Source organism: Micromonospora sp. WMMD734 (assembly GCF_049178975.1).
Lineage (GTDB): Bacteria > Actinomycetota > Actinomycetes > Mycobacteriales > Micromonosporaceae > Micromonospora > Micromonospora wenchangensis.
Genome location: NZ_JBMHMK010000001.1, coordinates 1,244,422 through 1,269,759, shown reverse-complemented (window position 1 = coordinate 1,269,759; position 25,338 = coordinate 1,244,422). Strand labels below are relative to the sequence as shown.

At 74.7% G+C, this 25,338-nt stretch carries 1 protein-coding gene; it reads right to left on the bottom strand.

Going from position 1 to position 25,338, the window contains the following annotated elements:
* Positions 1–11: 11 nt before the first annotated feature.
* A complete protein-coding gene (locus ACN267_RS05255) occupies positions 12–25,247 on the bottom strand; it encodes a hypothetical protein (protein WP_421488066.1) in 25,236 nt (8,411 codons plus the stop codon).
* Between the last annotated feature and the right edge of the window lie 91 nt (positions 25,248–25,338).

Sequence of the window (25,338 nt, the reverse complement as noted above, 5' to 3'; positions counted from 1 at the left end):
GGCGGGCCGGTTCACCCCCGATCGGCCGTCGGTCGCGGGGTGCGCCGTCGCCGGCGTGGCGGGCTGCCGGGGCGGTCCGGTATCGGGGCGGGTGTGGTCGACCGCGCGCCGGGCGGGTACACCGGCAGTCCGGGGAGTCCGGTGACCAGGATGTCACCGAGTCCCGGCACGACGACGGTGTCCGGCAGGGCCATCCCCGCCAGGACCATCCCCACCAGGACCACGCCCGGGGGCACCGTGCCCGGCGGGACCGGACCGGCCGGAACCATGCCCGGCGGGACGGCAGCAGCCGGACCGGCGTCCCGACGGACGACCGGCGGGACGGCAGGTCGGTCGCCGGTGGCGACCGGGGCCGGCTCGGGGCGTGGTCGGTGTCGGGCGTTCGGCTCCCGCGTCGGCAGCATCCGGCTGGCCTCGTCGACGGTGACGACCGGGGTGTCGGCGGGGGCGAGCGTGTCCAGGGCACGGGTGGTGTGGTCGACCGTTTCCGGGTCGGTCGCGTAGCTGTCCAGCGAGCCGGGTTCGGCCCGGCCGACCAGGGCCGCGAAGTCACGGGCCGGGAAGACGTACACCTGCGCGTCGTCCGGGGCGGTGAACGCGTCGGCGTCGACCACGAACCGGCGTACCACCGGGCCGTCGCCGGGGGGCAGACCCACCTGCGCGAGGTGCTCGGCCATCCCCCGGGCCACCCCGTACGCGGTCTCCGGCCGGGTGAACACGGCGACGGGGGCGTACGGGTCACCGGTCGTGACCTGTAGCCGTCCGGTGGCCGGGTCCTGGTACAGGTCGGTCGACACCGGCTCCGCGGACTCGCTCTGCTGCCCCCGGGGCACCTCGACGACCAGGTGCAGCAGGACCTGACCGGGGCCGGGCCGCACCGTCCCGGGGCCGGTCAGGCCTGCGGCGGACCGGACCGGGGTGGCCGGACGGCGGGCCCCGGCAGCCGGCGCGTCGAGGACCCGGTCCGACACCGCACGCGGGTCGCCACCGGAAGCCTCCCGGTTGGCCAGCCGGACGAAGTCGGCCCGACCAGCCGCGATGCCGTCGCGGACCTGTCCGGCGAGGCGGTGCATGGCACGCAGCCGGGGCAGGTCCGGCTCCCCACCCTTCCAGAGGGCGCTCATCTGCTGGACGGTGCGCAGCAGCGTCATCCAGTCGGCGAGCGGACCCGGCGCGCCGGGGATCCCGGCGAGCGCGCCACGGCCGGGGTCGCGGCTGATCCGGAACGTGTCCAGGGCGGCGGTCGCCGCGTCGAGGAGCCCGTCGAGCATCGCCTCCCGGGTGTCCAGGGCAAGCCGGTCGAGCTGCGCGTCGGTGCGCAGACCCACCACCGCCAGCGCGTCGTCGAGCCGGGCGAGCTCCCGATCTGTCGCCTCCGGGTCGGGGCGGGGACGCAGCCAGCCGGCCAGCACCCCGACGGCCCCGGCGGCCCGGTCGAACGCCGCGAGATCGGCGGTGCCGACGCCGAGCCCGCCGACCACCTCGTGGTACGCGTCGAGCGCCGCAGCGGCAGCCCCGAGAGCGCGTCCGTCCGCGACCGGTTCGGGGCCCCCGGTCACGCCGAACCACAGCGCCCCGAGTGCCTGGGTCAGCAGTTGCCAGCCGTAGACCTGCATGATCGGCCCGTCCAGGGCGATCCCGGTGACGCCGCGCAGCCGGGTCAGCTCGGTACGGAACCGGGCCAGCGCCGCGACGTGGTCCGCGTCGTCCGGCTGGTAGCCGTCGACCAGCGGGGTCAGGTCGAGGTCGCGATGGGCGGCCGGGGCCAGCTCGACCAGCGGCGTCAGGTCGGCGATCGCATCGAGCGTCCCGGTAGCGCGGGTGACCAGATCGGCGACCTCGATGTCGCCGGTCCGCCACTGCTGTGCCCACCGGCCCACCAGCCACCGGAAGTCGTCCAGCACACCGCGCACCTGGGCGGCATGGACCGCGAACGGGGCGGCCAGGGCCGGCGTGACGAGCACCGGCAGCAGCCGGACCAGGACGCTGCCGAGCTGGTGGACGACGACCGCCGCCGCGGTTTCCGGCTCCCCGGTGGGCAGCCCTTCGAGGGCCTGCCGCGCCTGGGTGACGCGCAGCAGCACGTCGTTGCGGAGGTCCCGACCGTCGTGGACGCCGCCGACCGCGCTGCCGGACGTCGGGTCGTCGGCGTACACCGGGCCGGGGAGCACCCGGCGCAGCGACAACTCGATCTGCATCCGGATCTGCTCACGAACCCCGTCGACGACCCCGTCGAAGGCGGTGACCTCGACGATGACCCGTACCGGGAGCATCCCGACGGGGAGCTGGGCGTCGAGCTGGCCCCGGAGGAAGTCGGCAGCGGCGTCGGCGAGGACGCGGGCCACGGCGTTGTCCCGGGAATCGGCCAGCAGCTCCGGGGGCACACCCAGCACCAGACCGAACTCCACCGCCGTGCCGGCTGTCGCCTGCTGCGGCAGGCCGGCCAACCAGGAGGTGACCAGCGCGGCCCGCCGGGCGATCGCGTCGCGGGTCGGTCCGGTCAACACCGCCCAGTCGACTACCGGTTCAGCCGGGGTGAGCCGCTGGTGGCCCCCGGCGGTCGCCGACGGCGGGGTGTCGCCGAGCAGTTCCAGGTTCCACGGCCGGCGGAGCAGCTCCACCCGGTCGAGAACCGCCTGGACGGCGTGGTCCGCGGCGATCCGGACCGGAGCCTCGACGTCGAGGCGCTCGGGCCGGGTGCGCCAGGTGCGTTCCAGCTGGGCCGCCCTGACCGGCGGCACCGTCGGATCGGGTGCCGGAGGCTGCTGCCCCGGCTGGTCCGTCGTGGTCTGCGGTGCGAAGGGCGCGACACCGATCGGTCGGAGCACCGGGTCCACCCCCCGGTACTCCCCGTCGGCGTCCGGTTCGCCGACCAGCGCCGCCAGCAGCTGGAGGTGCCGCGATCGCAGCCCGGCCCACCGCATGCCACGCAGCTGGGCCTTCTCCTCGTCGGACAGCGCCGCCCGTTCCTCGTCGGACAGGGCGTCGGTGGCACGACCCGCGAGGTCGCCGAGCAGGCTTCCCGGCACGTGCGGGCGGTGCGGTGCGGTGTCGTCGCGGTACTCCTCGCGCAGGCCGAGCTGGTGGGCGAACTCGTGTACCAGGTCCTCCTCTGCGGCGTCGCGACGCCAGTGGAACTGGTCGGTCGGCCCGTCGTCGATCACCTGCACCCGCAGGTGGGCGTCGTGCGGGGAGGCGGCCCGCTCCACGGTCACGTGCAGCAGGTCGCCGGCCCGGTTGGGCAGCTGGTACGCCGCCGCGTCGACGCTGCTGTTGAACACCCGGTCCACCCCCCGCTTGAGGGCGGCGAACATCGCCCGACCGGTGTCGTCGTCGAGCCACACCCGCACGGTCAGGTCGGTCACCGGCTGGCCGCCGTAGTGGAACCGGCGGGCCTCGAACCGCGACACGACCTCGTAGCGGTCGTCCCGGGCGGGGCCGGGCCGGCTGACCGGGTCGACCCAGTGGTGCTCGCGGACCGCCACCTGTGCCATCGCGCGCCGGATCGTCCACTCCAACGGCTCGTCCTCCCCGCGCGGCACCGTGCCGGGTTCGGGGCGGGGCGGGGCCGGCTCCGCCCCGTCGGGCCCCAGCGGGTCCGCATTGTCCTGCGGCTGTTCCGGTGCCACGGTCGGGGTGGTGATCACCGCGCGCAGGTCGTCGGGGACGGCACTCGTGCGGCCCTTGTGGTCCGGCCGGAACACCCGCCATCCGCCGAGGCCGTCGCCGGTGGACACCATCCGGGCCGCGCCGGCGCGCGTCGTGATGTTGATGTCCGCCCCGTGGGTCAGGACCACCGGGGTGACGAGAAGTCCCGGCTGCTCGGCCACCGCCTGTCCGAGCACGTCGACCAGGGTCTGCGCCGCCGCGTGCGGCAGCGGGTGCCCGACGAGGACGAGACCCGCGACCGGTGTCGACTGGGCGATGACCGTCTCGACGACGGTCGTCGCCCAGCCGGGCAGGTACGTCGGCGCGTCGGGACCGGCGAAGATCAGCTGTCGGCTGTCGGTCGCCTGGATCAGTGGCACGAGGTCGAGCACGTCGAGGTCCTCGGTGCCGTAGAGAGGGGGCAGGACATGCGCCACGTCCGGCGGAAACAGGTTCAGGTGGACCGTCGTCGGATCCAGCAGGTCGACCCGGCCGTCCAGTGGGACGAGCACCCCGTCGGGGTCGATTCCCCGCCGGATTGCCCGGTCGCTGTCGGCGTCGTACAGCGCCGGCAGGAACTCCAGCCAGGGCCGCGTGCCGTCGGGCCAGTCGACCCGCAGTTCCCCCGCATCCGGATCCCACCTCGGCGTCGCCTCCTCGGCCAACGTGTAGACGGGCCGGCCGGTCAGGTCCGCGAGGCGTTGCAGGGCGACGTACTGCTCGGGAAGGCTCACGTGCTGGACGACCCGGATCGCCGTCACGTCGTTGGACACCGGCAACAGGGGGCGTAGCGACCAGTCCGGCGTGTACAGCGGCAACTCGACGGTGAGCAGGCCGGGCGGGCCGGCGTGCCGCCACATCGGCCAGAGTTCCCGGTCGGGCAGGGCCAGCTGAATGCCCCCCGGACGCTCCACCGCCGTGCCGGTGACCTGCAGCGCCTCGTCGAAGGCCGCCCCGGCCTCCCGGCGCAGGGCAGCTGCCTCCGCCTGGGCGGTGGCGCCGTCGACGTGCTGCGCGCCGAAGTACCTGACCTCCAGCACCATCAGCGGCAGCGCGCCGTTGGAGGTGTCGAAACCGTTGATCACGGTCATCCCGCCGTACCCGAGATGCTGCCGCACGTCTCCGCGGAGGTAGTCGATGATCGACTGTTGCTTGTTCCCGTTCTTCTTGTCGACGAAGGCGATGTTCCGGAAGAAGTCACCGGCCAGCTCGGCACCGTTCCTCGCCTTGAAGCGCTCTTCGAGATCCGGGATCCGGTCCGTGAACATCCTGCGGAACAGTTGTGTGATCCCCGTGAAGTTGGCCTGGAAGTAGGCCTGCGCCGCCGGTGACAACGAGTCGAGCAGCATCCGCATGTCCTGCCGGGACAAGGCCGCGACGTTCTCCTTGACCAGACCGGCGTGGAGCCAGCGTCCGGCGATGCCTGCGGTGTTGGAGTACAGCACGGTGGCGAACCCGCGTAGCTCCGCGACGTCCCGGGGGCTGCCGCCCTCGTCGGCGAAGTGCTCGGCCACGGTGTCGGCGAAGGACAACGCGTCCTGCAGGTGCGGGCGGGCGTAGGAGGGGGACACACTCGTCGGGCTGCGCCAGGTGTGCCGGGCGACGTAGGTCAGGAACGAGTGGGCACCGGCGAGCGGGACCCCGACGCTGTGGTGCACCCGGGCGCCGGGCTCGCTGTCCGACGGGCGCGGGCCGACGTCCACCTTGCGCCCGAGCGGTGTCAGCACCACCTGGGAGAGGTGGCCGGCGGCCTGCACCGCGCCCAGGAGCTGAGCGAACGGGACGGGCCCGGTGAGCGCCGACAGCGCCTGACCCAACGCGGTCATCGCCGGGTACAACGACTCGCCGCCGTGGTGGGCGTCCATCTCGGCGTCGGTGTCGGGTACGACGCCGACGATGACCTCCAGGATGGCGACGACCTCCTCGGTCCGCTTCGGGGCCGGTCGCCGGTAGAGCTGGCCGTCGCCGCTGTCACGGAAGTAGGTCTTGGTCTCCACCTCGATGGCTACCGTGCCCGCGGGGTCCTCGGCAAGCGCCTTCGTCCGGGCCCGATCGGGCAGCGTCTGGTCGGCGGCTACGGTGAACATGTCGGCGGCCGCGCTGAGGTCGAGCGTCTCGAAGAACTCGAACTCCGAGCCGTGGCCCAGGAAGGTCCGGTTCACCGGCGCGTCCACGATCGCCCGCGCCACCGAGGTAGAGGCGACGGGCGCGGACGTCCCGGCGTCGACCAGCGCCGCCGGATCGACGGTGCCGTCGGGATCCACCAGGACCGCACGGGCGGCGACCTCCGGGCCGAGGGCGTTGAGCCGGGGCAGCCGGTTGTCCGCCGCGGCCCCGGGCAGCAGCACCGCGCCCCGGTCACCGCCGAACTGCACCCACCGCACCGGATCGGTCTCCCGGTCCAGCCGGTACCCCGCGAAGGCGTGCCCGGGGGCGCTGCCGGGGCGTTCCAGCAGGACGAAGACGGCGGTGCCGGGCACGGCGGCGACGAGCGCTCGCTCGACCTGCGCCCAGGAATCCACCACCGCCCAGTCGGACCGGTCGCCGGCGAAGGCGCCGGCCCACCGGCTGCCGATCGCGGCGTCGTCCCGGGTCCGACCGACCCGCAGCCCTGGCCGGACGAAGCCGTCGATGCCCGGATGCAGGACGGCCGCGAACCGGCGGGCCAGAGCCAGACACGACAACGGATCCTCGGGCGGGCGCCAATCCGTCACCGAGCCGGACGGACGGACGGCAGCCTGCACGTCCTGGGTCTCCTGCACGGCAGTCTCCAACCCCGCCAGCGTCAACGGGTGCCGTCCCCGGCCGGTCGACCGGGGCACGCCGGGATGACCGCCCGGATGGCCGAGGACGGCACCGTCGGACCCGGCACCGCTCTCGGCGTCACTGAGCACGGAGTCACTGTCCGTGTCGCTGAGCACGGCGTCGCTGAGCACGGCGTCGCTGAGCACGGCGTCGCTGTCCGCAGCGTCGTACCCGGGATCGCTCCCGGTCGTCGTGGGTCGGAGGGTCGCCGCATCGGTGCTCTCGCGCCAGAGGCCGGCCGTCGGGCGGGGCAGTTCGAGCGCCTCCTCCCGGGTGCGGGCCAGATCGAGCACGTCCGGTTCCGGCAGCCACGCCCGGTAGTGGCCGTTCGCCAGGTAGAGCAGCACCGGTCCCTCGCTGATCCGGGCCTCGGCACCGTCGAAGCGCGGGTTGTAGACCGTCCGGATCGACCAGCCCCCGACGTTCGCCTGCGCGTCGTCGGCGGTCTGATCACCGACCGCCGCCGGTGCGTCGCCGGCGGACCTGGAGCCGGCGGTCGGGTCACCCGGACGGGCCGACGGAACGGGGGTGGCCAGCACCACCGGCCGGCGCAGCGCCGCTCCCACCAACAGGACGAGGTAGTCGCCGGTGTCGGCCGCCCAGTCCGCCTGCCACCTGTTGACGGTCCGCGCGAGTTGGACGCGTACCCGCCGCTGTCCCCTGACACCCCGGCCCAGTAGTCCGCCGTCGGCGATCACCTGTTCCACCTCGGCGAGCCGGCCGTCGACGAGCAGGGCATGGATCTGGGCGCGCAGGCCGTCGGCGACCCGCAGGACCAAGGGGCGCAGGCGGTAGGGCAGGGTCACGTCGAGGGGCCCACGGGCGTCCCGCCAGGCCTGGATCTCGTCGAGCTGCCCGTGGTACCCGTCGGGCAGCAGGCCGCGCACCTCGGGCAGCGCGCTGACGACCACGGATTCGAGCAGGCAGAGGCCGTTGCGGTTGACGTCGACGACCTCCCCGGCGGCGGGGGGAGGAAGCGCGGTGAACTGGTTGTCGGTGACCTCACGGCCCAGCACCGGTGGCGGCGTCGGCCCGGCCGAGGCTGCCACCGACCCGGCCGGCGCACGGTCGTCGACGACCGGGTCAACCGGGTCGACCGGGTCGACGGGGGCAACCGGCTCGACGGGGGCAACCGGCTCGACCGGGTCAACCGGGTCGCGCCGCCCGGCCGCTGGCGGGGCGGGTCGCCCACCGGGCGACGTCGGATCGGTGCCGTCGGTCGGAGGAAGCAGGAGCGGGTCGGCTACGGAACCCCGGCCGAGGTGGCCGGCGGCCAGCGCCACCAGCCGTTCGACCTCGGCCCGGGCCTCCCACCAGCGGCGACGGGCGGACGCCTCCGCCTCGGCCCGCTCCGCCGCGTTCGCGGCGGCAGCCCTGGCGACCGTGTCGGCGGCGGTGCCGGCGGCACCCGGGAACTCGGCGACCAGGGCGATCCGTTCCAGCTCCCGCCAGGACTTCAGCGCCTTCTGCGCCTGCTTCGCGGCGTGGACCGCCTGCTCCAGGAGCCCGGCCACGACCACCCGGTCGACGGGCGCGCTCCCGGGTGCGTCACCGGCCAGCAGGTGGTCCAGGGCTTCGGCCTGGTCGACCAGCACCGGTTGCGAGTCGGGCAGGGTCACCTGTAGGGCGGTACGGCGGGTGCCGGTGAGGTCGGTGTGCTCGGCGACGACGATCGTCTCGGTGGTCCACCACACCTTCGCCCGCGCACCCTCGTCGTCCAGCCCCAGCCGCAGCACGTCGGTCCGGTGCCCGGCGGCCTCCTGGTGGCTGGAGTTGCCCGGCACGGAGACCCCGAGCGCCGGCACGACCCCGACCGAGGTGCCGAGGGTGTCCGGCAGGGCGGCGTCCGCGCGGGCCACCAGGCGGGCGTCGCCGTGCCGGCCGGCCCCACCGACACCGGAGCTTCCCTCGGCGGGCACGAGCACGGTGTCCAGCCGTACCGCGGTGACCCGGGTGTGCAGGACGATCCGGTACCCGTCGGCGAGGGTGATCTCGTAGGGACCGGCCATCCGGTGTGGGGTGGCGGCCCACAGGTGGGTCCGTCCCAGCAGGGTCATCAGCTGGTAGTTGAGTGTCGTTCCGGGCATCCCGATCGTCGCTGCGGTGCCGACGATCCGCAGCGCCCGCAGCGCGGTGGCCTGGAGGGCGGCGGCTCCGTTGAAGCCGAGCGCCGCATACCCGGCGGGCACCGGCACGGCGTCGCCCCGCCAGGCCAGCCAGTTGTCGGCCGGGATCGGCACCAACCGCAGCGGCCCGTCCGTTCCATCCAGGGTCAACGGGGCGGCGGTCACCGCGGTCGGGTCGGGCAGCACGGTGGCCGGGCCGTTCGGTCGGTAGGTGAGGTTGAGGTGCTCAGCGGCGGTCTCGGTGTGCAGCGGCACGGTGATCTCGTGCCGGCCGATCTCCTGCCGGCGACGGTGGGCGGTGAAGACCAGCCGTTGTGGCCCGTAGTCGACAGACAGCCAGGGGCCGGGGGTCTCGACGGCGGTGACCGCCCGGCCGAGGGTGACGTCGCCGGAGCGGCCGGCGGCGGTACGCCCCAGCGCCCCGAGCGCGTTGAGCGCCGCCCGCTCTCCGACGTGCGCCACCGGGACCACCTCGTCGGTGACGGCCTCGCCGGACTGGCGTCCGCCGCCGACCTCGCTGACGGTGCTCAACTCCAGGTTGCTGGCGCCCGCCCGCAGCTCACCCACCTGTGGCGGGTCGGTGGCAGGTACCGCCCGGACGATGATCTGCACGGCCGGACGGCTGAGCAGCCCCGGGTAGCGCAGCACGAAGCTCAGGCCACCGTCGAAGAGGTCGCCCAGGTGCGCGGCCACGGTGACCGGGTCGGTGTGGTGCAGGACGGTGCTGATGTTCATGCCGGTATTCCGGTCGTGGCCGACCAGTTCCATTCCCTCGTCGCCGCCGAGGCGCAGCGAACGCAGCCAGCCCAGCATCGCCTGACCGATGGCCGGGACGTCCACCAGCCGGCTGGTCTGGTGCATCACCTGTGCCGGCGGCGGGGTGACCTCGCGCGGCAGCCGCCAGCCACCGGAGGTCAGGCCGAGGGCCCGCCGGTACTCGTCGGCCGACATCTGACCCAGCAGGGACACGTCACCCACCTGCCGGTAGCGGGTGAATGACCGGTCGGGCAGCACCCACTTCGGTTCGGTGAGCACCACGGCGAGGTGGACCCGCAGTCGACCGTGCACACCCAGCAGGACGGTCCGGGACTCGGAGTGCTTGATGGTCCGTTCGACCTCGGCGACGGCGAGAACCGTCTCGCCGTTGGTCCACTCGATCTGCCGCCGGCCGAACAGCCGCAGCGCCAGGGTCGCGGGCGGCTGGGTGGGGGTGCGGGCGGCCGGCTGGGTGGGGTTCGGGGCGGGTGCCTGACCGCCAGGCGTTCCCCCACCCGCGTCACCGGGCTGGGCGGGGGCGCTGGGCTCGTCCGCCCGCCACGCCGCGCCGCCCCCGCCGACCTCCAGCCGGAACTGTCCACCCCGGTCCGTGGCCGAGCGGCGGACCGCGTACCCGGCGACCGCGCTCTCGTACCCGTCGCCGGTGAGCGCGCCGGACGGCGTCTGGTCGTGCCCGGTCACCTCGGCGAAGACGAACACCGTGACCGGCACGTCGTCGCCGACGACCACGCTGGGGGCGTGCACCGGCTGGGGTTGCTGGGTCGCCGGAGCCAGCAGCGCCGCCAGGTGGCCCTGGTCGACGAAGGCGTTGAGCCACTGGTGCAGGGGGGTGCCGGGGATGTCGCCGCTGAACGCCGTGCCCCGCCGACGACCACCGGTGCCGGACGGCAGGTGCCCGGCGTCCATGTAGTCCGCGGTGGCGCCCCGCAACGCGTCCAGCAGTTGCTCACGCAGCTCGGGCAGGCCGTGGACGTGATGGGTGACGGTGTGCTGGGCCAGTGCCGCGCCGAGGCTGCGTAGCCGCTGCCGCGGCGGGGTCACGGTCGCGGGCAGCAGTTCACCGAGCGCCTCACGCAGCACGATGCCCGCACCCGGCGCGCCGACCGGCGTGGGCAGCACGACCGGCTGCGGCTGCCCGACCGCGATGGTCTGGGTGAACGGCACCGAGAAACCGAGTTCGAGGTCGATGGTGGCGTCGCCCGCGAAGCGTAGTGGCTGCGCATGCACGGGGTGGTCGGCCAGCCACCGCCAGCCGTCGGCGAGATACCCTCGGTACTCGACGATGACCGACGCCGACAGTTCCAACCGGACGTCGTCGGCGAACACGGCGACCGCGCCGCCGCCGATGCCGACGACACCGGCCTGGCTGCCCTGGGTCACCTCGATGACGTCCCGCCAGATGCCCTGGAGCCGCAACCCGATCCCGGCGGCGCCGCCGATCGCGTCGCTGCCCACCGACGCGCCCGCCTGTACGCCCGACGCGACACTGCGGACCGCCCGGTTCGTCGCCGCCTGCGCCCGACCCTGGCTGGTACGCAGCTTCACCGTCGGCTCGTCGTCCTCCGACTCGCTCGTCTCGCTGTCGCTGGATTCGGGGAGGTCGGCGGTGACCGGGTCCGGGTGGGTGCCCCGCCGGCCGAGGTACCGGGGTGCGGTGTCCGGGTGGCGACGCCGGACCCCGATCCGCACCTCCAGCGTACGGCCGGAGAAGATGTCCCGTACCCGCAGTTCGATCAGCAGTTCCCCGTCGGCGGCGGCCAGCAGGCGTGCCGAGTAACGGCTCGGGCCGTTCTGCGCCGCGAGGCGTTCCTCGTTGCCGAGCCGGTCCAGGGCCCGCCGGATCCGGTCGGTCTGCACCCGCGGGTTGTCCCAGTCGGGCAGGTACTGCCGGTACACCGCGTTGCGGTCGTCGTCGAGCAGTCGCCGCAAGCGGTCGGCGACCAGGCCGGCGACCAGGTCCCCGCCGTGCAGGAAGCCGCGTCCGATCCGCAGCCGGTCGCCCTGCCACAGGTAGTCGGGCAGGGTACGCGGGTCGTCCGGGTCGTCCTCGACGGTGCCGGCGAGCAGGGCCACCAGGTCGCGGTCGGGCCGCGCCGACGGGGTCACCCCGGCGAGCGCCGCCACGTGCTGTTGCGGCACGACCAGCAGCGTCCGCACCGACACCTGCTGCGACCCGCGCCGCAGCCCCCGGTACGCCAGCGACCTGGTGACCGACCGGTGCATGCTCCACTGCACCGTGCCGGTGTACTCGGCCAGGTAGAGCCTCAGGGCGTGGTCGCCGGTCTCCTGCCCGGCGGTGGTCTCGACCTGCGGTGCGACGGCCTGCGCCCGGCGGTCGACGACCGAGACGGTCGGTCCGGCGGAGAGCCGGAGCAGGCCGAACGCCCGACCGATCAGCACCGCGAGGAAGCCGCCCCGGTCCGAGGCGGACTGCACCGACTGGCCGGTGGTGACCGCCGCCGCCGCGCGCAGCAGTGCCGACTCGGGCAGCTCACCGATCGGGGTCAGCCGGGTGAGCCGCAGGGCGGGCCGGACCCCCTGGGCGTAGGCGGGCCGGCGAAGCCACGACGAGCTGGTCGCGGTCAGGGCGGTCGCGCCGGGCTGTACCGCGTCGAGTGCCCGCTGGCCGCCCCAGAGCCGCCAGACCCGCAGGTTGCTCCCCCGGCGGACCACGTCGGGGATGCCGGACTGCACGGTGGTCGGCAGGGCGCCGTCGTCGACGACCTCCACCGGGTAGCTGGCGTCCCGCAGGAACGCCGCCCCGGCGCGAGTCACCGTCAGCGCGGTGCCGTCGCTGATCGGCCGCATCGTGGCCAGCACCTCGGGGGTACGGAACCAGAGGCGGTCGCCGTCGCCGGGCACCCAGGTGGCCGGGACCTCGGCCCAGGCCGGCGGGGCGGGCCGCTCGGTGATCTCGACCTGGACGAACACCGCGCTGCGGGTGAGGAACGAGTCGGGCACCCCGATCACCATGCCGTTGTCACCTGTGGTCAGGGACTGCCCGATCGTACGGACGGCCCGGCTGCTCAGCACGCCACCCAGGACGGTCACCCCGACACCTCCGGCGGGGACCGGCACCACGACCCGGGCGGTGGTGGCCTGGGGCTGGGCCCACGTCGACGCCGACACACCTGCGGTCCGCCGGTCCTCGACGCCACCCAGGCCGGGGGCGAGCCGCACCTCGTCGGTGTCGCTCGGCCGGGGTACGAGGCGTACCCAGGCGAACCGCTTGTCCCGACCGACCCGGACCGGGTGGCCGGTGCCGTGGTGCAGGAACCCGGTGGGGTCGGTGGCCAGCGCGTGCAGCAGGGGCCGGGCGCTGGCCATGGTCACGCCCAGTGTGCCCAGTCGCCGGGTCACCCGGGCGGTGAGCCTGTCGCTCCAGGCCGGGTGGCCGGTGTGCGGCACCCCAATCAGCAGCGGCTGGGCGGTGACCGCGGTCCGTACCGCGCTGACCTGCTCCGCCGTGGGTTCCCGACCCGGCACCTGGTGGGCCTCGCCGGTCGCGTCGAGCAGCAGCACCTGGGCCCGCCCGGTGGACAGCGCCCGGGTCAGGTCGGCGTCGCTGATCCCGGCGGCGTCGACCCCGACGACCATGAGCTGGGCCGGCACCGTCGCCAACCCGGGCTCGACGACGAACATGAGCAGGTGTCCGGGCTCCTGCGCCCGGGGCAGGTACGCCAGCGCCAACGAGCCCGGGGCGGCGCGCAGCGCGGTTATGGTGGCCTCGACGTCGTGCAGTGGTTCGAACTGCCCGCCCAGCGCGGCGGCCAGGGTGCCGGGGATCGTCTCCGGGGTCACCGTGAGTTGCCCGCCGAGAGTGCGGGGTGTCCGCCCGAAGTACCCGTCGACCAGCCGCACCATGGCCTGGACCAGGTCGGTGGCGTCGGCCACGACCAGCGCCGGGTCACCGGTGGCCCGGGTGAGGCCGGCCGGCGACGGGGTGAGGAAGTCGGCCAGGTCCATCGCGTCGCCGTTGGCGTCCACCGCCAGCACGGTGGTGCCGGCGCGGGTCAGCGCCGCGGCGGTGACCGGGTCGTCGGTGGCGGACCGGGCGAACACCCCCGGCCGGGCGGGGTCGACCACCCGGGGCACCACGGCACCGTCCCGGTCGTCGGCGACCAACCAGAACACCCGGCCGGGCGCACCCGGCGGCTGCTCGTGGACCAGGAGCATCGCCCCCGGCCGGCGGGTCAACGCCTGGACGAGCGAACCGGGACGGCCGGCGTCGGTTGCCACCGGCCGCCCACCCAGTGCCCGGTGGAACCCGTCCAGGCTGAGCGTGGTCACCGCCGGTTCGGTCACCGGGAGGTCGCCGATCCGCCCGTGCAGGACGAGGTGGGCACCGACCGCCCGGACCCGGGAGCTGTCCTCGGTGGCACCGGCGTCGTCGGTCTGCACCGCGTCGACCCACCCGGCGAGCCGGGGCAGGGACGGTCTGCCCCGGCGGACCTGCCGACCGGCCGCGAGGCGGGCCGCCGGCAGCCGGCGCAGCGCCTCCCCCACGGCGTGCAGCGCCGCCGGGGACGGGCCGGCCGCGGCGGCTGTGATCCCTTCCGTCGAGCCGGTCGACACCGACGCGGTGTCGACCGAGCCGGACTCCGTCCCCGCCGCGCCGGTCGACGCGGAGTCCGAGTCCCGGTCCGACGAGGCGTCCTGCTCCGGCTCCCGGTCCGACGGCGGGTCCTGGTCGGGCTCTGACGACGGGTCCTGGTCGGAGTCCGACGGCGGGTCCTGGTCGGCATCCGACGGCAGATCCGGGTCCTGGTCCGCCAGCCGCTCCCGGGCGGGATACGAGGGCGGATCGGACACGACGTAGCCGCCGAGCACCCGATGGCCACTCGCGACGCGCACCGCCACCAGCCGTCCCCGCGCCAGCAGCATCCACGGCGGCTCGGTCAGCCCGTCGGGGTCGAGCGCGGTCAGCCGGTCGGCCGACTCGGCCTGCGGCCGCACGAGCGTCAGCGTGCCGTCGGGGGCGCGATGGACGAGGACCACGGCGTCACCCAGCCAGACCAGGGCGACCGCGTTGTCCGGCAGCAGCCCCAGGGCGGTGACCGGCACCGGGGCGAACTGCAGCGCGTGCAGCCGTCGGGCCAGCAATGCCGGGTGCTGCCCCGCCGCTCCGGGCAGCCCGAGGTGGGTGAGCACGCGGCCCACCGACTGTTCGCCGGAGGGACCGTCGACAGCGGCCCGCAGCCGGTCCATCCCGAACAGGGCCGAGGCGAGCCGGGCGGCCCGGTCCGCCAGGGTGCCGGTGGGCAGCCCGGACAGCCGGCCCCACAGGTTGACGCCGTCGGGCGGGACGGTCCCACCCCATTCCTGGCCCAGGTCGTTGACCGCACCCGCCAGCTCGGCCAGGTCGGCGGTGACCGCCGCGACGGCCTGGTGGAACAGCGGGTACGCCTGGGGTCCCGTCATGACGTCGGGAACGCCGGTGCCCGGCCGGGGATGGTGGGCCTGCCACTGTCCGTCGCCGGTGCGGACCAGCACCACGGCCGACCGCGCGGCGAGCGCCCCGGCGAACTCCTGGGCCGCCGTACCGGTGTCGAGCAGCACGACGACGGGGAGGCCGGCGGCGGTGTCCGGCAGAATCGCCCGGTAGAGGTCGGCGGGCAGCGCGCCGCGCCCGTCGGGACGCCCGGTGGTCACCCCGTCGCCGCTCACCGCGCCGGGTTCGACGAGGACGCCCCGTTCGCCCAGCAGCGGGCCCAGTCCCCACGCCCAGACCTGGTCGGGCATGACTCCCAGCAGCGGTCCGTCCCGGTAGGGGACCGCCACCAGCTGCGGCGGCGGCACGTCGTCGGACGGTTGCCCGGTGGCGGGGGGTGTCACCTCCCACGCCAGCACCCGCCGGGCGGGGAGCCGGCCGGCGGGGGCCGACGTGATCTCGATGACCGACACGTCCGCGCCGACCCACCAGGCCGGTCCGACCGGCGGGCCGACCGGCACCGTCCAGTCGGGCACGAAGGTCCGGTCGGCCGGGCGGATCCCGTGCTGGCGCAGCGGATTCTCGGTGACGGGCTGGCCGACTCCGACGAGACGGGCCAGTTCGAGCAGCGCGAGCCGCCGGTCGTAGGACAGGTCGTCGGCGAGTTGGCTCGGCAGGGCGGTAGCCAGCGATCCGTCCTCCTCACCCAGGATGTCGTGCCCGGCCTCGGCCAGGACGTCCCCGTCAATGAACCAGCCGTGCAGGACGTGCTCCCCGTCCGGACCTGGTGCCATCACGCGCAGCACCGAACCCTCCGGCAGGGTGTACACGCGGTCGTCGGCGCTGATCTCCTCGACGGCGACGAAGGCGACGTCGGTGACGGCGTGTCCGATGGGTGGGTCGGCGTCCCGGGCGGCCACCCGGTCGGCCAGGAACCGCACGGCGGCCTGCGGCAGCGCCAGCATCGTCGGGGCCGGCACGACCTGCTCCTGCAGCGTCGGGTCCGTGGCGGCCAACCCGGCGATGACGTAGGACAGGTCCGCGCCGGTCAGCACACCGATGCGTCGTTCCTCGTCGGACCACGCATACGCCGTCCACGTTCCGGGGTCGCCGATGGTGGAGCGGGTCACCACCGCGAACACCACGTCGAAGATCTCGGGGATCTCCGCGATCGACTCGACCTCGCCGGGCACCACGATGATCCGGGTCCCCTCGGGTAGCCGCTCCTTCAGGACCGCGACCGCGTCGACCGCGGGGAAACCCGCCCGTACACCGTCGACGATGTCGTCCAGCTCGGACAGTGGCACCACTGCCACCCGGGACGCGGCACGCAGGGAGTCCGGCAGGCCGGAGCGACCGGCCGACCAGAGCACCACGCCGTTGCCGTACCGGTCGGCGGTGGGCACGGTCGACGCCGGCATGCCCACGGCGAGCAGGGATTCACCGGCGTCGACCGGGAACTCCACGGCGGCCATCTCCGGGCCCAGCCACACCAGGGCATCGTCGTCCGCGTCCGGGTCCACCGCCCAGCCCAGGCCGCGCCATGACGGGTTGTCGCGGATCGTCCGGATCAGGTCGTCGACGTGGCCGGCCGGGATCGGCAGCCCGCCCCGCGTGACGTGGTCCGCATAGGGCTGGCCCACGTCCGCCGCCCGCGCCGCCCGGCCCAGGTCGGGCGTCCAGCGGACGACGGGACCGGTCGCGATCCGGTCGCGGAGGAAGTCGCTGACGGGCGCGATCGTGGCCCGGTCCACCGTGACCAGGTGAAGCTCCTCGCCGGACCAGCGCTGGAACACCCGGACCTGGTCGACGGGGACCCGCAGGGTCAGGTCGTGCCGGTGCTGGCCGGAGTTGCCGACGAGGAGCAGCCCGTCGTGGCCGGCCTCGGCCGCGAACGCCTCGGTCGCGGCCCACCGGTCCAGGGGGAGGTGGAGCTGACCGTCGACGACCTCCTGCTCGTACGGCCGACCGAGCAGGTCGAAGACCGCGCGGACCAGCGCGGTCTGTGTCGGGGTCCGGCGGCGGGCCTCGGCCGCGCTGAGCACCACCGCGTCGAACTCGTGCCGGAGTTCGCGCAGCAGGTCCGCGCTGTCCGGGCCGGTCAACTCCAGCTGCCAGCCGGGGAGCTGGTAGACGGCGGTCCAGCCGGCCAGGTCGGCGTCGGGCGCGAGCACGCCGACGCCCCGCTCCAGCAGCCGCTCGACGAACGGGCTCCCCTCCGGAGGCGACCGGTCGAGCAGGACGACCCGGGGATGCGCCCGTAACGCCTCGCTCGCGATCACCTCGTCGGCGGTCACCTCCCAGCCGTCGCCGGTCAGCCGGTCGCCGTCGAGCTGCCCGGTGGCGACAACCAACCCCCGGCCGCTCAGGTCCTCGCGCTGCGGGATGGTGACCACCGCCCGGGCCTCCGGCGGCTGCGGGACGAAGTAGACCATCGGATGATCGACGATTCTCCGGGCGGCCGCGTCGACCAGCAACAACGTCGGACTCGGCGACTCGGCTAATTCGGTCCAGATCACCCCCTCCCGGGTGGACCGGCCGGCGAACAGTTCCTGCACCTGCGCCAGTGCGGCGGGCGACACCGGGGCGAAGCGGTGACCGGCCCCCGGCCAGGCACCCGGGGTTTCACCGATGCGCCGCGCAACCTGGTCCCGATGTGCCATGGCCAGCAGGAACTGGTCCCAGGGATAGGTCCGGCCCGGGTCGAGGACGGCCAGCCAGGACTGGATGCGCGACCAGGGCTCGCCTATCACCCGCCACGTGTCGGGATGGTCGGCGGCGTACCTGCCGTCGAAGAGGAACTGCGCCCGGCGTGTCCCACCACTGGTGCTCTGGAAGGACTGCACCAGCTCCGGATGGGGATCGGTGATCTCGATCAACACGCGGTGCCTCGGCAGCACGGCTGGATCGATCAACAGGACCCCGGCCTGCCGCAACTCCGTTCGGATGCTCGCGACGTCTCCCCCTTCCGCCCGACCGAGCAGCAGCCGCACGGGTTCGGTCGGCGTGGCCAGCAGCCCGCTGTCGAAGATCTCGGCGAGCCAGTCGTCGTCCTCGTAGATCCGCAGGGCGGGGTCGGCGAGCAGCGCCTGGGCCAGCTCACGGCCCTCGACCGGGTCCGCGGCATGCAGGGCGGCCCGGGCGAGCGCGTCGTCGAGTTGGGTGACGAGCTGGCTCACCTCGGCGCCGGTGACGGCACTGGTGCCGAGCACGATCCAGTTCACGTCGGCGGGCAGCAGCGTCGGCAGGACGACGATGGCGGAGGCCCGTACCGCCTGGATGAAGCCGGAATCCACCACGGCGGCGTGGTCGAGGTCCGGGAAGAACAGCACCCGGGTGCCCCCGGTGGTCGGCAGGCGGGCCAGGTAGTCGGCCGCGGTGTAGCGGGTGCCGTCCGGGGTGACCAGCGCGTCGGTCGACTCCGCGTCCAGCCGGCCGGGCTGTACGACGATGCGGTGTGCGCCCCGCCAGCCGTAACGGTCCACGTAGGTCATCAGCACCCCGGAGAGCAGCTGCCATGGACGCCGCAGGATCAGCTCGCGGACCGGTTCGTGCTGCCAGTAGTCGGCCAGGGGGGTGTCCTCGGGCATCTCGAGGAACGCGGCCAGCCCGGCGGCGTACGCCGGGGTATCCCCGAACGTCTCCCAGAAGGTCTCCCGGATCGCGGCGAGGACGCGGGCCTGCAGCATCCGGCGCTCGGTCCCGTCGAGCGGGCTGTCGTCGTGCTGGTCGGACCGCTCGGCCAGGATCCCGGCGGTCTCGGTCTGCTCCGTGTCCTCGATCACGTACTGCCAGGCCCGGCGGACCATCTCGGGCGGGTCCGTGATCGGCTGGGCCACCGGGCCGTCGACGAAGTCGTTGCGCCACAGCGGGACCACGGTGATCAGGCGTGGTTCGACGTCGAGCGACGCCCCTGCCGGCGGTTCCACCAGCGCGTCCACCTCCAGCGCCGGCTGGTCCTCGATCGCGGGCAACGACAGCCGGACCAACCGGGTGGTGTCGGCCGGGGCCGCCACGGTCAGCTCCACCGGAGCCGCCCCGGTGGTGTCGGTCACCGTCGACGGCCATCCGCCGCGCAGCAACCAGCCCCGGTGCCCGCCGAGACCGTCGGCCAGACCGGTGTCCGCGACGGTCACCCGCCGCACCGGGCCGGGCGGGGTGGACTCCACGCGCAGCGGCGTCGCCTGCTGTGCCGCCACCCGCGGCTGCTCCCGCTGGTCCTGCGACAGTCGCTCGTACGCCGGGGCCGGGTCGCCGGCCGTGTAGTCGGGTAGCGCGACGTACGCCTGCCGGACCCGCTCGGGCAGGCCGGCGAGCTGCGCCCGGGACAGCTGCCCGGCGGGGGGTACGGGGAGCCGGAAGCGGAGCCGGGGTATCCGTACCGGCTCGACGGGAACCTGCGACTCCTGCATGACCACCACGCTCAGGTGGGCCGGTGCCGCCTGGCCCGCGTCCAGGCGGCGGCGTAGTTCCCGCTCGACGGAGCGACCGAACGCCACCGCGTTCGCGTCGTCGTCGCTGACCACGGTGAGCACCAGCGGCGCCCGCGGGTCGACGTCGAGGGGCGACGTCCACGGCCCGCCGGTGTGCCCGCCGGCGAAGAAGGCGTCCAGCATCGCCTCGGGCAGCACCCGCCCACCGAGCAGCAGCGCACGTTCGGCGTCGGCGAGCAGGACGAGCAGGTGCTGGCCGGGCAGGTCCACCGCGTCGACCTGCCGGATGAGCGTGGTCATCGTCGTGGCCAGGTCCTCGCCGTCCCAGGGCCACAGCACCCCCCGCTGCTTCGGGCTGCCGGCCACCCCTCGCCAGTCGGGCTCCTTGCCGCTGTCGCCGGTGTCGACGGTCCGGCCGCCGTCGTCGTCGGGGATGCCGACCGGGGTGGCCGGGGTGACCAGGGCGTCGGGGACCCAGGCGTCGTAGTGGTCGTGCCCGTTGTAGAGCAACCGCACCGGCGTCCCGTCGCCGTCCGGCCAGAGCACCGTCGCCGACGGCGGGTCGAGCCGCCCCTGCCATACCGGCCGGCCGAGCGCCGCACCGATCACCAGGGGCAGCACGTCACCGACCCGGCCACCGTGGTCCGGATCGTCCTGGCCGGGCAGCAGCCGCTGCCAGTCCCAGGTGTCGACCGCGTCGAGCAGGGTGGTCTGCACGTCGTACCCCACCGGGAACAGCCAGGTCGCGGCCACCTGGTCGAACAGTGCGACCATCGCCGGGGAAGGATCGGCCAACCGCCGCAGGATCTCGTCCCGCAGCGCCCTGTCGATGTCGGTCAGGTCGGTGTCGTGGACGCCCGCGCGACGTACCCGCAGTAGCCGGTCCACCGCGTCCGGCGGCATGCCCGCGATGTCGGCCATCGCCTCGGGTGCCGCGACGGCGACCGCGCTGAGCAGGCAGAGCCCGTCGCCGATGATGCGGATCCGGTCCCACCCGGTCGGCGGCGGCGGCGGGGTGTTGGTCAGCCGTACGCCGTCCGGGTCGGCGTCACCGGCCCGGCTGGCGTACCCGGCGAACGGCACGGCGAACGGCGCGTCCGACCGGTCGGGGTCGACGATCTCGTCGTTGACCACGTCCCACGCCCCGGTGCCCTCGGGCACGAACAGTGCCCACGGCCGGCCGTCGACCGACACCGGCAGGTGCCCCGTCGTCCCGGCCACCACCAGGTCGCCCTCGGGCGCGTACACGTCGGTGTCGCGCAGGTCGGCCAGGCGTTGCACGGACCGCGCGCCGAGCCGACCCGCCGCGCAGGACAGCAGCGCCAGTCGCCGGCCGTCCCGCTCGGGCGACTCCAGCATCGTGTGCAGCTCGTCGACGGTCAGGGTCACCTCGCCGGTACGGCCGTCGGGGTGCCGCAGTGGCACCCGGAACCGGTCGCCGGCCCCGTGCACCAGCACCGTCACCCCGTCGGTCGCGGCGGGCAGCCGGGGGTTGCGGGCCATCCGCCGCCACTCCCGGTCCGACAGCAGAGCGATGCTCCCCGGTCGGCCGGGGAGGTCGTGGGTCACGACCTGGGCGCTACCGAACCACCAGGTCCCGTCCGGGTCCTTGCGCAGTTGTCCCGGAGCGGACCGGTCCACCCGACCGGCCGGGGTGGATCTGCGCAACCGTCGCCCATCCTGGCCGGTGCGGTCCTGGCCGGCACGGTCGGCCGGTGCGGGCCCCCGGCGGCGGATCCGGTTGGCGTAGGCGGCCCCCGGCTCGGTCCAGAGCACCGCCCGGCGGCGTTGCCCCGGTGTCGCCGGACGCTGCGGGCCGCCGGGTGCCTTCGACCGGCCGGCACCGCGGCTGCTCTGGTCGACCCGCACCATCCGTGGCGGAATCCCCTCGGCCCTCAGTCGTGCCGCCACCATCGTGCCGACCAACTCCGCCAGCGAGGCGGCCCGCCGCCGGCCGGTGCGGGCGGCCCCCCGCCGCAGCAGCCGGGCGCCGTTGCCGCCGCCCTCGATCCGGACCCGCACCACCCGGGGCCGGTCGGATTCCCAGGCGCGACGGACCTGGGCGACGACCTGGTCGACGAACAGGTCGAGCTCGGGCAACTGCCCGTCCTCGGCCGCCCGCTGGCCGGGGGTGAAGTCGACGGTGACGGTGGCCACCGGGTCGGCGTCGTCGGGGGTGTGCCGGACCGCGGTGACGTCCCGGTCGAACCGGTCGCCGACCGTCGCCGCGACGGTGCCCAACCAGCCCTGCACCTCGTCGGGGCCCACCGCCGGGCGGGTCGTCCCCATGTACTGTGCCGACCGGTCGTCGACCTGCCAGCGCCGGGCCGACTCGTTCCAGGTCAGCTCGCCACCCACCCGGGCGTGCCGCTCGATCGCCCGGCCCCGCGCGTCGAAGCCCACCGCCAGCCCCGCATGCCCCTGCCCGCCGAGCTGTTCCCGCAACCGCTCGGCGGTCAGCTCCGGATCATGCTGCCGCATCCCCGCCAGCAGGGCGCGGAAGTCCCGGGGCCGTAGCGCCGCTGCGGCGTCGGCCGCACCGAGGTAGATCTCGCCGTCCTCGGCCACCACGTAACGCCAGGACCGCGCCCGCGCCGGGTCGAGCAGATGGGCAGGGAAGTCGGCCAACCGGTACCAGAGCGGATTGAGGCGTACGTCCCCGGTGTCGTCGCGTTCCCCGGGCGTGATCCGGGCGGCCCGTACCGCCGGCCCGTAGCTCTCGTCGAGATCCGCGCCGACCGGCGACTCGTCCGCGACGTCGGCGACGGCCGGGGGCTCGTCAGTGACGTCGGCGACGGCCGGGGGGTTGTCAGTGACCGGCGTCTCCCGAGCAGCCTGTTGGTCAGGAGTGGCGGTGGCGGGGGTGTCCGACCCGGCGGACGAGGCGTCGAAGTGGTCACGGTCGTTGTGGTAGACCGACACTGCTGCGGCGTCAGCCGGCCCATACACCGCGCGCACCTGGCCGTCGGCGCGGCTGCGGACACTCAACGACACGTCGAGCGCGAAGGCCAGCAGCGGAAGCAGGGCCACGCCCACCGGTTCCGACCAGGATCGGGACCAGTCGCGTACGGCGGCCAGGAGCACGTCGAACTCCTGGTCGGTCAGCGGCCCGGCCTGGAAGGCGTACCAGTCGAGGTAGGTGGTGCGCAGGTCATCGTCGGTCGACTCGGCCAGGTCGGTGAACCCGTTGCGCTCCAGCAGGGCGATCCGGTCGGCGCGGGAGACCAGGTCGGGTTCCACCCGTTCCCGGTCGGCCAGCGCCTGACGGAGTTCGGGGATCACCGACGGCAGGGCGTCGCGGTGCATGGTCAGATATCCGGCGACGAGATCGATCAGGGCGTCGGCGGTACGGTCCATCGGCGTGCCGTCGGGCACGGACGCCGCGCCGATGGAGAGCTGCTCGGCATGCCAGGTCACCGCCGCGCGGACGTCGTCGGGCTCCGCCAGCCAGCGCTCGACCTCCGGCGTCAGCGGACCGGCGTCAGCCAACCGGCGCGACACCAGCCCCGGCGCGGACGTCAGGACCGCGTAGGGCAGGCACCGTCCGTTCGCCGGCACCCGCACCAGGTCCGCCGGCAGCCCCTGCGCCGGCAGGGTGGACCGCCCGGCCGTCGGCACGGTCACCGGCTCGACGGGCCGGCTTGTCGTGACGGGGGCCGGGAGTGTCCGGTCCGGCCGGTACATGCCGTACCGGCTGGTGCTGGCGGGGTCCACCAGGGCGCGGACGGTTGCCGTGCCACCCGGCGGCACCGGCACCGGGTTGCCCTGCCCGTCGCGCATGATGACCCGCGCGCCCACCGGCAGCTCCGGCGGATCGCCGGCCGGCCGGACCCGTCGGCCCTCGGTCGCCTGCGTCTCCACCCAGTACAGCTCGCCGCCGTCGTTGAGCAGGGCGAAGGCGTGCCGCGGGGCGTTCGGTGGCTCCACCAGCACCGCCGCGAACGCATTCGGGCCGGCGGCACTGACCGGGCCGAGCACCTGCGCCCACTCGGAGACCGGTTGCCACTCGGCGCCGAGTTGCGTGGCGAGGTCCCGCTCCGGACGCGTGGAGTCGACCGCAGCCTCGTCCCGGGTCACCCGGGGGATGGCCGAGAACTCACCGACCACCGCCGTCAGCCGGATCACACAGTCCAGCGCCGTACCGTCGTACGGCGGCAGCACGGCGGCCAGGCGCTGTTCCAGCGCGGCCCGGCCTTCGACGGAGGTGCCGGTGACCTCACCCGGTGACACCGGGTCGGCCACCGACGCCGCACCGGGCGCGGCGGTGGTCACCGGTTGCCCTCCGGTGCCCGGCCCACCCACCGGGGACGCGTCGACCGGCTGCGGTCCGCCCGCCCAGGAACCGGACACCGGCCGTCCGGGGGCGGGGCCGTTCGCCCGCCCGCCGTTCACCGGCCCGGCGGCTTCGGGTTGTGCCACGGCGGCCGGGACCGGCCCGGACCCGGCGGACCGGATGCCGGAGGGCGCGCCGCCGGCAGCCGCACCAGCCGGCTGGCCGACCGTCGACCCGGGCAGACCGGCCGTCGAGGTCGGGCCCGCCGGGGCAGCCGCGTCCGGCGCGGTGGACGGGTCCGGCCCGGTGGACGCATCCGGCCCGGTGGACGCATCCAGCCCGGTGAACGCATTCGGCCCGGTGAACGCATCCGGCCCGGTCAGCAGATCCGACAGGCCCGCCAGGTCGGGGCGGTCGGTGGCGGTGAGGCTGTCCGGGTCCACCGGCCCCGGCCCGGCCGGCTCCCCCGGCGACGTCGACACACCGTCGGCCGGTCGGGACCCGGCGACGCCGGAACCGCCACCGGCACCGGGACGGGCCGTCGGCCCGGTCCCGCCGGCCCCGGAGCCCGTGCCCCCCGCCGCACCACCCCGGCCCGCACCACCCGGGTTCGTACCGCCGGGGGTCGCACCGCCGGTGCCGGCGCCCGGGCCGGGCACGCCGGCCACCGCCTCGGCGTACGACGGTGGTCCGTCGTACGCCGGCAGCCGGACCGGGTCGTACGGGGGCAACGGCTCCTCGACGGCCGTGCCCGGGACGGTCGGCGGATTCGGCTCGGCGGACACCGTCGGCTTCGCCGTGCGGTCCCGGTCCCCGCCGGTGGCCTTGTTCAGCTGCTGGCCGATGGCGGTGCCGGCGACACTCGCCATCCCCGACGCCGCGCCCGCGATGACGGCCGCCCCGTCGGCCTCCCACTCGCCTGTCGTCATGCCGTTGTAGAGGAACTCGGTCAGCCACTCGCTGACGCCCTCGTTGGCGATCTCCTGGGCCGCCTCACCCGGCCGGAAGCCGTGCGGGTCCGGGGTGTTCGACGATGCCGTCAGCCCGACCCGCCGGCCGATGTTCGTCGACCGGACCAGCCGCTCCAGCCCCTGCATGAGCCCGCCGAGGCCGAGGCCGACCGCGCCGCCGAGCGAGCCGACCTCGGCGGCGGCCCGGGTCAGCTCGTTGTTCCAGCCGTCGCGGGTGTGGTTGCGGATCTGGTAGAGCTGCACCAGCCGGTCCATCACGGTCTGGAGGCCGATCCCGACGGCCTGCGCCATGGCCACCTGGAACAGCACCCGGGTGGTGACGTTCTGGAAGATGATCCGCATGATCACCCGGCCGACCGCCAGTCGGGCCAGCGCGGCACCCGGGTTGATCCAGGCGATCGCCAGCGCCGTCAGCAGTTCCACCATCAGCGCGAGCAGCGACGCGATGATCATCAGCTTGGCGTACTGCACCTCGGTGGCGGTGCCCCGGTAGCTGTCCCCCATCCGGTTGGTGTACTTCGACACCAGACCGAGGTAACCCGGGCTGTGCAGGACGTAGCGCTCCATCGTGTCGACGAAGGAGTCCTCGGCCTGCCCGTTCACCCCGGCCCGGTACGCCCGTACCCCGTCGCCGAACGTCTCGCTCGACGCGACCACCTGCTCGGCGGCCCGCCGCAGCGCCTCGGCGGTGGCGAAGAGGTTGGTCTCGTCGGCCTTCGGGAACTTCTCCCCGATCAGGAACCGCAGGAAGTTGGCCAGTTCGGCCGAAACCTCGATCGCCACCGGAGACCACCCCTCGTCGTCACGTCGTTGTCAGCTGTCACGCACACCGCCGTCCGCCTGGCGGCGGAGCAGTGCCGGCCGCCGCCCCGCC